Source organism: Candidatus Binatia bacterium, assembly GCA_036382395.1.
Taxonomy (GTDB): domain Bacteria; phylum Desulfobacterota; class Binatia; order HRBIN30; family HRBIN30; genus JAGDMS01.
The window spans coordinates 1-11163 of record DASVHW010000081.1; the positions used below are offsets into that span (position 1 = coordinate 1).

General features: G+C 61.7%; 11 protein-coding genes. 10 read left to right on the plus strand and 1 reads right to left on the minus strand.

Translation table 11 applies throughout. The features are described from left to right. The first annotated feature begins 13 nt into the window (after positions 1-13). The 8 genes from VF515_04115 (at position 14) to VF515_04150 (ending at position 8666) form a co-directional block, all read left to right on the plus strand. Positions 14-916: a TIGR03619 family F420-dependent LLM class oxidoreductase gene (locus VF515_04115; GenBank protein HEX7406820.1), complete on the plus strand. Its 903-nt coding sequence runs from the start codon at positions 14-16 to the stop codon at positions 914-916. 60 nt (positions 917-976) lie between these two features. Beyond that, positions 977-1486 (plus strand): nitroreductase/quinone reductase family protein, encoded by a 510-nt coding sequence (locus tag VF515_04120; protein HEX7406821.1) that lies wholly within the window; start codon positions 977-979, stop codon positions 1484-1486. A gap of 62 nt (positions 1487-1548) precedes the next feature. Then, positions 1549-3537, plus strand: coding sequence for an FAD-dependent oxidoreductase (locus tag VF515_04125; protein HEX7406822.1), 1989 nt, complete (start codon positions 1549-1551; stop codon positions 3535-3537). Positions 3538-3685: 148 nt separating this feature from the next. Further along, complete coding sequence (locus VF515_04130) at positions 3686-6028, plus strand: hydantoinase B/oxoprolinase family protein (GenBank protein ID HEX7406823.1); 2343 nt, start codon at positions 3686-3688, stop codon at positions 6026-6028. 41 nt (positions 6029-6069) lie between these two features. Next, entirely contained in the window at positions 6070-6612 is a 543-nt protein-coding gene (locus VF515_04135) for an acetone carboxylase subunit gamma (protein HEX7406824.1), read from the plus strand. 29 nt (positions 6613-6641) lie between these two features. Continuing rightward, a complete protein-coding gene (locus tag VF515_04140; GenBank protein HEX7406825.1) occupies positions 6642-7850 on the plus strand; it encodes a CoA transferase in 1209 nt (402 codons plus the stop codon). Positions 7851-8058: 208 nt separating this feature from the next. Further along, positions 8059-8211, plus strand: a complete 153-nt coding sequence (locus tag VF515_04145) for a hypothetical protein (protein ID HEX7406826.1) — start codon at positions 8059-8061, stop codon at positions 8209-8211. Beyond that, positions 8208-8666, plus strand: a complete 459-nt coding sequence (locus VF515_04150; GenBank protein HEX7406827.1) for a PIN domain-containing protein — start codon at positions 8208-8210, stop codon at positions 8664-8666. Before VF515_04145 ends, VF515_04150 begins: the two co-directional genes overlap by 4 nt. Positions 8667-8802: 136 nt before the next feature. On the opposite strand, the gene VF515_04155 is transcribed toward VF515_04150, so the two are convergent. Continuing rightward, a complete protein-coding gene (locus VF515_04155) occupies positions 8803-9093 on the minus strand; it encodes a type II toxin-antitoxin system ParD family antitoxin (protein HEX7406828.1) in 291 nt (96 codons plus the stop codon). Positions 9094-9575: 482 nt separating this feature from the next. Between VF515_04155 and VF515_04160 the strand changes: the two genes are divergently transcribed. Then, positions 9576-10172 (plus strand): transposase, encoded by a 597-nt coding sequence (locus VF515_04160; protein HEX7406829.1) that lies wholly within the window; start codon positions 9576-9578, stop codon positions 10170-10172. Positions 10173-10378: 206 nt separating this feature from the next. Next, on the plus strand, positions 10379-11163 hold a 785-nt coding region (locus VF515_04165; GenBank protein ID HEX7406830.1), incomplete at its 3' end, for a CoA transferase.

The window sequence follows — 11163 nt, forward strand, 5'->3', positions numbered from 1 at the left end:
AAGGAGAAGAGCCATGAGGTTCGGATTTCACCTGTTCATGGTCGACCCTGCCGAGTTTCTAGATATCGCCCGCACTGCCGATGAGTGGGGCTGGGACAGCATTCAGGTTGCCGACGCCCCTTTTTTCCCCGAGGTGACCTCCGTCCCCTACCCCTATACGCCCGATGGCAAACGCTTCTGGCCCCTCGATATCCCCGTCCTGGACCCATGGGTGGCCATCACCGCGATGGCCACAGTGACCAAGCGCATCCGCTTCCTTCCCTCCGTACTCAGGCTGGCCATCCGCCAGCCTCTGCTTGAGGCCAAGGCTCTGTGCTCGGTGGCAGCGATCTCCAACGACCGCGTCGCCCTGGGCGTAGGACTGGCTTGGATGCCCGAGGAGTTCAAGTGGCTCAACCAGGACAAGAAGACCCGCGGCGCCCGCCAGAATGAGGCCATTCAAGTCATCCGCCTCCTTCTGGGAGGCGGCATGGTGGAGTTCCACGGCAAGTACATTGACTTCGACCGCCTGACGATGGCGCCGGTGCCCAAGAAGCGCATTCCTATTTACGTAGGCGGGACGACAAAGCCCGCTCTGCGGCGTGCGGCCCGCTACGGCGACGGCTGGCTCGGCATCATTCACCCCATGGAGGAGATCAAGGGGCTCGTGGCCGAGTTGACTGCGCTTCGCCGGGAGTTTGGGCGCGAGAAGGAGCCCTTCGACATCATGCTGCACTGCCCCGATGCCCAGACCGTGGACGACATCCGTCGCCTGGAGGAGATGGGGGTCACCGATCTCCAAGTCACGCCGTGGAGTGTGCCCGGCATCCTGGCTGAAATGGGCGTGGGCGCCATCATGCAGCAGCAGCCTCCGCTGGCCGTGAAGCAGGAAGCCATCAAACGCTATGGCGAGAACATGATCGCCAAGTGCAGTTGAGCAGAAGCCTTCGTCCACCGCACAGACGAACCAATGACTATCTAACTCGAGAGGCTGCATATGAAGAATCGTGAGAACTTCAAGAAACCCGAGTTCATGTCCGATGCAGACTTCAAGTGGCTGATGGATGCGACCTCATCCTTGGACCGTATAAAAGGTGATGCCAAAGCGGATGTTGAGGCCTACCTGGCCAATCCCGACGGCAGGTCAACAGGCGCCGGGCCATCAGGACTCCCCACTCTGTTGTTGACCTGTCTCGGCCGCAAATCGGGTGAGAAACGCACCACGCCACTGGTCTTTCTGCAAAACGGCAAAGACATGGTCATTGTCGGGTCGCTGGCCGGTTATGACAAGCATCCCGCCTGGTATCTCAATATCAGTGCGCACCCGAAGTGCTGGGTGCAGCTTGATCGTCGTAAAATGTCCGCCGTTGCCCGTGATGCTACAGAGGCAGAGCGGAAGGAGTTGTGGCCTAAATTGAATGCGATCTTCCCAGTTTGGGGCTATTTTCAGAAACAAACCGATCGTCCCTTTCCGATCGTAATTCTCTCGCCGACTGGCCCAGCGTAACCCTGTGCAGGGTTTGAATGCCCAATGAGCCTCCGCCAAAACAATCAGGAGAAGATCGCGCAATGAGTCAAGTGAAATTCGAACACCTTTTCACGCCCTTGCAGGTGGGGCCAATGCGGGTGCCAAACCGCATCTGCGAGACCACCAATACCATCAATTCGTCGATGGCCCCCGGTTTGATCGACGACCACTTCATCGCGCACCATGTCGCCAAGGCCCAGGGCGGCACCGGCTGGATCGGCAGCGAAACCTGGCTGCTCAACCTTCCGTTTCCAAAGGAAGCGCCGGATGAAATAGGTCTCTCCGTGGGGTTTGCCTCGCATTGGGCCGCCTATCAAAACCCGGCCTATGCCGATGGCCAGAGAAAATTCTTCGACGAGGTGCACCGAGCCGGCGCGGTGGCGGTGACTCAATTGACCCACCTCAGTGCGGTGTGGGCTCCTTCGCCGGTGGTCGTTGTCGGGGCCCAGGATTACACGCCGCATGTGATGGGCGACGAAGAGATCGAATTCTGTCTCAACTCCTACGCCGATGCCGCGGCGGCTGCCAAGGATCTGGGAGCGGATGGCATCGAGATTCACTGCGCCCACGAGACTTTGTGCTACAGTTTTCTGTCGCCGGCGACGAATCAGCGCACCGACCGGTGGGGCGGTGGCCCTCAGGAGCGCATCCGCTTCGTCGTGGAAACGCTGGAGCGCGTCCGCAAACGTATCGGCAACTCGCTCGCGTTGGGTATCCGCATGAGCGGCCAGGAGTTTCGGCAGGGCGGCTACGACAACCTGCAAATGCGCGAGATGCTCTATGCTATCGGCGAAACCGGCCTGATCGATTTTGCGGACATCGATACCGGTCACTGCTGGGGTGCGCCTTCCTATGTGCCAGCGTCGTACTATGGTCATGCAGAGTATCGCGAGTGCGGCAAAGCGGCGCGCGCCGACCTGGATCCGAAAATCGCCGTCCTGTTCACCGGGCGCATCAACGACCCCGTGGTGGCGGAGGATCTCATCAAGGGCGGGTATTGCGATCTGGTGGGCATGGTGCGAGCGGGTATCGCCGATCCCGAATTCGCCAACAAGGCACGCGAGGGCCGTCTGGGCGAGATACGCCGCTGCATCAGCTGCACTCGCTGCATCGACGAGGCGTCAGAACCCAGGACCTTTCCTTACACGCCGCACTGCTCCATCAATCCGGTCATCGGCAACGAGTTGCGCTGGAAGGAACAGTTCCGGCCGGCGGACAAACCGAAACGCGTTGTGGTCGTCGGTGGTGGTCTTGCCGGATGCGAAGCGGCGCGGGTGGCAGCCATGCGTGGCCACCAGGTAACCCTGCTCGATCAGGGCAAGCGCTTGGGAGGTCAACTGCTCATCGCGGCCAAGGCCCCCGGGCGCGATGACTTCGAAGACCAGGTGTATTTCGAGGAAAACGAGATGGAGCGTCTGGGAGTCGATGTGCGGCTCCAGACCAAAGCGGATATTGCTGCAATCAAAGCGCTGTCGCCGGACGCGGTGGTCATTGCAACGGGTTCGATCCCGCGTATGCCCAAGGAGATTCCCGGTATCAACCTGCCACATGTGGTACAGGGCTGGGATGTGATGCAGGGCAAGGCATCAACCGGAAATCGGGTCGCCATCATATCGCAGGAGGACTATTACGAAACGCCCTGCGTTGCCGAATTCCTGGCCGAACACGGCAAACAGGTGGAGATCTTTCACAAGTCCGTCCATTTGGGCTTCGAGATTGCCAGATATTCGATCGGTATGGTCTTGAGCCGCATGGAGAATTGCGGCGTCACCATCCATCCGAACCTGATCCTGAAGGAGGTTCGGACCGACGGGTTCGAACTCGTTTCGTCTTTCGGTGGGAAGACCTATCGCAAGGACGGGTTCGACAGTGTCGTCCTGGTGTACGGGTCGGTGCCGCAACCTGATCTGTATGACCAGCTCAAGGCCGGGGGCAGCATCCCGCAGCTCTATCTGGCGGGCTCGGCCTGGCTACCGCGCCATATGGCTGAGGCGACACGGCATGGTGCCAGCATCGGGTTGGTGATTTAACAGCCCGCTGAAAAAGTGCGCGCTCATGGATTCCGACCACCAACGACGCCAACATGTTGATGGGCATCCTCAAGAAGGACTACTACCTCCGCGGGTGCATCAAAGTGAACGTGGAGAAGTCCTACCGGGTGTTCAAGGGTAAAAAGTAATGAGTCCTACGAGAGCCGGGACCAAGGCAAAAGCGAAGGCCGCCAAGGTGAAGAGCAAGCCTGCTGCTGGGGCGCGGTCACGGAAGCCGTCACGACCAGCCGCGGTTGGCAAACGTGCGTTGGCCCCCAAGGCGAAACAAAAGACCACCAAGCGGGCCATGTCGCTCAAAGAACAATTGGCCTTGAACGACAAGCTGTTCAAGGAAACGGGCTCCATGTTCGGCTTGACGAAGATGAAGCGCAAGCAGCAGGACCCGGGCACCTACGAGGCTGCCTGGCACATCCTGCTCAACATCTGCAACACCGGCTGGGTCGTCGGCTGCAAGGTGTCGTCCTCGCCGGCCGCGGCGGAAGGCGGTGATGCCGTGTGGGCCCTGCACGTGCCCACCGGTGAGGCCATCTGCACCTCCCGGGGCATTATTTCCCACCCCGGCCTGCTGTCGCAGTTGATCCGTTCCTACATCGAGAGCGACTACGAAGTGAACCCGGGCTTTCGGCCGGGCGACATCTTCGAGAACAACGATCCACATTACGGCGGCCTCCATTCCCCGGACTTTCAGACCACCATCCCGATCTTTGACGAAGGGAAACTGGTGGCGTGGGCATCCTCGGTGAGCCATGTCATGGACGCCGGCTTCATTCTGCCGGGCTCCATCGGCTTTCTGAACCCGGACTGCTTCAGTGACGGTGTGCCGGTCACCATGGAGCGGGTGGGAGAGAATGATGCGTACTATCCGTGGTACGAGCGGCGCATGCGTTCGCGTACTCGCACTCCCGAGTGGGTGATCGGGGACGCGCAAGGCCGGCTGGCCGGCTGCCTGACCATCCGGGACCGTGTGCTCAAGGTGATCGACAAGTACGGTCTGGATTTCTTCCAGGGGGCCACGCGCGAGTACATCGAGGATAGCCGCCGCTATGCAGTCGGGCGCATGAAAACGCAGGCCGTGCCCGGCCGGATCCGCAAGTCGAACTTCAAGGATCTGGCCATGAAGGGTAAGCGTGTCATCAAGCCCGAGCAGGACGTCGATATCCTCTTCAATCAGCCGATGGAGATCAACATCGACGGCAATGCCAAGGCGCGGTTCTCGCTGCGTGGCGCTAGTGGCTGGGTGCCGTTCGGTCTGAACATCACGCCGGGGGCGTTGATCTCCGGCATGCTGAATGGTTTTTCGCACATGGTCGGCTTCGACATGTTCAACTGGGGCTCGGTGGCGGCCTGGGAGATCGAGACGCCGCCGGCGGGCTCCTGGGGCAATCCCTTCCCGGTCAACTGGTTCGCCGCTTGCGGCATCGCGTGGGCGCCGGCCGTGATGTGGCTGAGTTCGCTGTACGAATCTCTCGGGCGTCTCTACTGGTCGCGTGGTTTCATCGAGGAGGTCGCCGCCGGTGGCGCCACGACCATGACCGCCGAGTTCTCGGGGATGAACCAGTTCGGTATCTACGCGGTCGGCATGACACTCGAGCAGGGTAGCAACGGCTCGCCCGCGCGCGGTATGGCCGATGGCGAGCACGCCGCCTGGTCGATCTACACGCCCAATGGCGACTTCGGCAACGCCGAGGTGACCGAGTTGTTCTACCCGGTCATGTTTCTCGGCCGTAACCTTCGGCCCGACTCCGGCGGTTACGGGAAGTTCAGGGGTGGCCTCGGCCACACCGCCGTCTGGATGGTCAAGGGTACGACGGGTATGGAATACCAGTGCGGGTGCGCCGGCATCCGCAGCAAGACGCTTGCCAACCACGGCATGTTCGGTGCCTATCCGATCGTTCCGGACCGTGCCGGTTATGCCAGCCGCACCAACGTGAAAGAGCTGATTGACTCCCAACAGCCACTGGTGCATGCGATCGGCGACCCCGAAAATTCAGATCTTGTCAAGAACATCAAGGCTGAGGTCATGAAGCCAAACGAGATTGCCCCGTTCGTCACTACGGAGTTGCTGCACGACTACGACATCATCGTGCATCCGATCTCCGGCTCGCAGGCGCTCGGCGATCCGATCGAACGCAGCACGGCGTTGGTGAAGGCCGACCTCGACAACGAGTGGACACGGCCGTGGGTGGCCGAGTCGATCAATGGTGTGGTTGCCAGGCATAACGACAGCACGCGTGAGTGGACGGTCGACGAGACGGCGACCGAGGTCAGGCGCGCCGAAATACGCGAGGCGCGCAAGAAGCGCGGTGTGCCATTCAAGCAGTGGTGGCAGCAGGAGCGCAAGAAAATCATCGCCAAGGAGAACATGGCGAGCGCGGTGCTCGTCATGTGGCGCCAGTCTTCGCAGCTCTCCCCCGACTATGGGCGGGAGATCCGGGAGTTTTGGAATCTGCCTGAGGACTTCGCGTTCTAGGCTGGCCGACGCGTGGTCGAGACCATCCAAGGAGGCCCATTGTGCCGATCTACGACATTACTGAAATAGAAAAACTGGTCGACGGCAAGCTGCCCTGGCCCCAGGTGCAGCAGATCATGAAGGAGGCCAAGGACACCGACCGCTTCGACAAGTGGGTCGAGATCCTGCAGCGTCGCGTGGCGTGGAAGGAGAAGATCCTGCTGCCGCTCGGGCCCAACCTGTTCATCGTCCAGAAGGGCAAGGAGCGCGTGGTCAAGTGTCGCTGCGGTCACGAATTCTGTGACTACCGGATCAACTGGAAGCTCGAGTCGCTGATCTACGTGCGTGAGACCACCGAGCAACTCCACGAGATCTACCGCGGGCTCGAGCAGCCCGATGCCGAGTGGGTGCAGGTCCGCGAATACTACTGCCCCGGCTGCGGGGACCAGCTCGAGGTCGAGGCCGTGCCGCGCGGGTGTCCGCCGGACTTCGAATTTCTGCCCGATCTGGATACGTTCTATCGCGACTGGCTCGGGCGCCCCCTGCCGGATCAGAAGGAGTTTGTCGACAAGACCCCGGAGATCATCCGCCAGTGGTCGAAGTGACGGGAGAGGGAGCGGAGCACGCATAGACTATGAGCAAGGCCCTGGAAGACGTATCCGTAGTGGATCTGACCACGGAGTTCTGGTCGTCGATCGGGACCGCCCTCTTAGGCGATTTCGGCGCCCGTGTCATCAAAATTGAGGCTCTTCCGGGAGCCTGCGCCCGCGCCCGCGACCAACGGCCTGATCAGGACCCAGCCGTCGCGTGGGACTACAACGCCGAGTTGGCGCAGCGCAACAAGCTGAGCCTCGCTTTGAATGTCGACGACGACGCGGGGCGTGCCATTCTACGGGATCTCATCCGCAAGGCCGACGTGTTTGTCACCGACTGGCCGCGCCTTCGCGTCGAGCAGGAGGGACTCGGTTACGCCAGCCTCTGCGCGTTGAGACCGGACATCATCTACGCCAGGGCATCGGGCTTCGGACCCAAAGGGCCCGACCGCGATCTGCCCGCGCTGGACGAACTGGCCGCGGCGCGCACGGGCATGATGCCGATCTTGCCGCAACCCGGCCAGCCCCCCGTCTACGCGGGTGCCGGACAGATGTACACCGCCGTCATGCTTGCCCTCGGCATCTCCCTCGCCCTGCATCACCGCCAGGCCACCGGGGAGGGTCAGGAAGTCGACGTCTCGCTGTTCGCCGGTAACATGTACGGCGCGAGCTTGGAGGTGCAGGCCTTCCTGGCCATGGGAGGAGAGCGCTTTCTGCGTCCGGTTGCGCGTATGGACGCCGGCAACCCGATGAGCGGTGTCCTCTACCCTTCCCAGGACGGACGCTGGGTGTGTCTCACCATGCCCGATACCGATCGTTGGTGGCCGGGCTTCGCCGCAATGATGGGCCTGGACGTGAACGATCCCCGCTTCAATAGCCACGAGAAGCGCTGTGGGGAGAGCCGGCTCGAGATGATTCGTGTGCTCGAAGAAGCGTTCCGCCAGCAGCCGGCAGCCCACTGGAAGCGCGTCCTGACAGAGCGCCAGCTTTCGGCCGATGTCATCGAGGGCTTCGACTACCCGGCCAACGACCCGCAGGCGTTCCGCAATCGCTACATTATGGAGTTGGACCGCCCTGGAGTCGGCCGGATCAAGACGCTGGGCTTCCCGATCTTCATGAGCGAGACCCCGGGCCGGCTCAATCGTACCGCTCCGTGCCTGGGCCAGCATTCCGCCGAGATCCTGCATGACGTGCTGGGGTATTCGGAGGAACGCATCGGTGAGCTCGAAGCGAACGGTATCATCGCGTAGATTAGCTAGCCCCTCGGCCCTACACTTGTTGCCGCACTCGTCCGCCGTGGCATGCTCGACCGTTGATCGGCGCACTCCGGTGTGTATAATCTGAGTGGAATTTACACACCATGAGGAGCGGATGCCGATGCGATCAGCAAGAGCCCTGGCCAGAAAAAACTTGATCGTGGATGCGGGTAGTATTCGCGCCCTAAAGCGAGTCCTGGACGTGACGACTGAATCCGAAGCGGTGCGCATCGCCGTGCGAGATCGCCTCGCCCTGGAGGAGGCACAGGCGGCTTTCGGGCGTATCCGCGCCCGCGGAGGAATCGACGACATCTTTCGGCGCAGCGCCCCGCCTCTGCGCAAGTCCGCGGGATGACGGCGCGCCCGGTCCTCTTTGATACCTCGATCTACATCCCACACTTACGTGGTGAGGCGTATACCGCGCTGATCGGGAATGCGGTGCGCAGCGCGCGGGTGCGCCTGAGCGCAGTGGTCCTGGCGGAGCTGTACGCCGGAACGCGGTCACCGCGCGATAAGGCTGACCTCGACATTGTCCGCCGTGGATATCAATCGCTCGGATTTCTTTCCGTGCCCGATGCCGAAGACTGGGCGCGGGCTGGGCAGGCGATCCGTCGCTATCGTCATGTGTACGGAGACATCGAGCCGCGCGCGCATCTGAACGACGTCCTCATTCTGCTGTCCGGTGCCCGCATCGGCGCCGAAGTCGTCACCGAGAACGCTGTGCCCTTCACCCGCTGGGCCGTTCTCTTTCGGCGCATGGGGTTTCCCGTCCGGGTGCGAAAAGTGCGTCGGGAAGATCATCGCGACTGAACGCCCGCATTCAGACCGAGGGTATATTCGAGCCATAGCGTTCGCACGCCGCAGGCGCGTCACGACGGGCACCCTCGGTGCGCCGTTCGTGACGGAAGAACCGGCAATGTGTTCGACCTGGTCGGCGAGGTCGCGGTCAGCGGCGCGTTTTCGGACGAGCCGCTTTCCCATTCCGCTTCCTCTCCGCCTCAAGCTCGTCCACACGTGCGTGGAGCCGCCTAAAAAGCGCCTTCACGTCGCCTTTGGCGTTCCCGCTCTTCAACCCCTCGAGAAGCAGCCGTTCAAGCTCCCGTTCGCCTTCTTCGTCCCGGTCCGCCCGGATGAGGTGGCGCACGTATTCCGTGGGTGTCCCAAAGCCACCCTTGTCCGTTCGCCGGTCGACGAACTTGCGCAGGTCCTTCGGCATGTTCACGTTCAGCGATGCCATGGCCTGATGCTCCCATGGTTGGGCGAATATTGTCAACATCTGCCCAGCTTCTTCGCTAGGGTAGGGCGAGGAGACGACAAGAGAGCGACCCACTGCGTCCCACTACCGTCGCACAGCATGCTTGCGGCATGCGTTGGTGACCGTTCCGCGGCTGGCCCAAGGCACGGTGCCACCGGCCGCACTTGTAACGGCTTCGAGCTGTGAGGGCGTTCCCCGTTACCGACCCGTCAGGTTCTCCCTGGCGGCTCATTTTCGCGGTCGCCGTCTATCGCAAGCTGCGACAGGGTCAGCGATCAAAGAAGTGCCGTTTGAAGATACGAGCGCACGTCTGCTCCCGAGCCGCTGGCGCTTTTCTTGGTGGAAAGCGACAGCGCCGAGAATCGGAATTGACAACTGTAGCATCCAGCAACCGTAGGGTGGGCACTGCCCACCGCTGGGTGGGGCGGTCGTGTTGCCAAGTCAATGCGCTGGAGCTAATTGGCGTGACTGATCGGCGGTTCGTCGGTGCCCGATTACCGCAGAGCATACTTCCGGGTGGAACATTCTTTCTGACGTTTGTGACCTTCGAACGCCAGCGCCTGCTCGCAGAACCGTACGACATCGCGCGCCTACGGCGTGCCATCGCGGCCGTAAAACGCGAACGCCCTTTCGAAATCATCGCCGCTGCGGTCATGCCAGATCACATACACTTCGTCTGGACCTTGCCTCCAGGTGACGCCGACTTCTCGTCTCGGGCCGGCCGATTCAAGGCGCTCTTCACCCGCTCACTGACCGAATCGCGCACGCTGGAGGCCGCTACAACCCGTTCTCGTCAACGGCATCGTGAAAGCAATGTCTGGCAACGTCGTTTTTGGGAACACGTGGTCCGCGACGAGCGCGACTTGGAGCGACATCTCGATTACATCCACTACAACCCGGTCAAGCATGGTTTGGTGAGATGCCCCCACCTGTGGCCGCACTCCAGCTTCATGCGATGGGTGCGGCAGGGGGCGTACGCGGGCGATTGGTGTTGCGGCGGCGCGGTGCGGCGGGGTTCGGTTCCGGATTTTTCCGATATCGCCAATACCATTGGCGAGTGACCAGCGTCTTTCGAGCTTGCGGCCAACGGAGACAGAACAGAGTGGTGGGCGGTGCCCACCCTACAACTGGCTACCGGGAGAATCTGGGGTTCCCTGTGCCGCCGCTTGTGTGCCGCCGCTTGTTGCCACCTTCGGTCGCCGTGGGATAGAAGCAGTGTCGGGAACCAGCAACGCGGGTTGCCGGAACACCACAGAGAGGAAGAGACGTGGCCGGGGCATTGGAAGGAATACGAGTCATTGACCTGACGGTATGGTTTCAGGGTCCGGTGGCCGCTCAGCACTTGGCTGACTTCGGCGCCGAGGTGATCAAGGTCGAACGCCCGCAGGGCGGCGATCAGGGCCGCGGCGTGCGCAGCATCAAGGCGCTGCCGATCGGCGATTGGAACCAGTACTTTCTGGTGATCAATCGCAACAAGAAGAGCATCGCTCTCGACTTGAAGAAGCCGGCGGGCCGCGAGGTCATGTATCGCCTGGTTGAGAAGTCGGATGTGTTCCTCTCCAACATGGGCATCGAGCTGCTGGAGAGCTGGGGACTCGGCTACGAGAAACTCAGCGCTATCAACCCGCGCCTGGTGTACGCCACGAACACCGGTTATGGGCGTTTTGGAGCGGTGAACAAGCCGTCATTCGACATGACCGTACAAGCGCTCACCGGCATAATGGCGCGCCTCGGTGAGCCGGACCAGCCGCCGATCTATCTCGGCATGGGTTCCGGCGACGCCTACGGCGGGTTGATGTCGGCGCTGGGGATCATGCTAGCCCTCTACCACCGGAACCGCACCGGAAAAGGCCAGATGCTGGACGCGTCTCTCTACGGCGCGCAGCTCTTCCTCACTGCCCCCACGCTCCAAGCGTATCTCGCGACGGGAAGCGACAAGTACTCGAAACAGCAATCGAGGAAGACGGCCGAGAATCCGCTGCGCAACGTGTATCGGGCGAAGGATAAGTGGGTGTTCCTCTGCTTGCCGAACACCGACGAGAGCTGGTCACG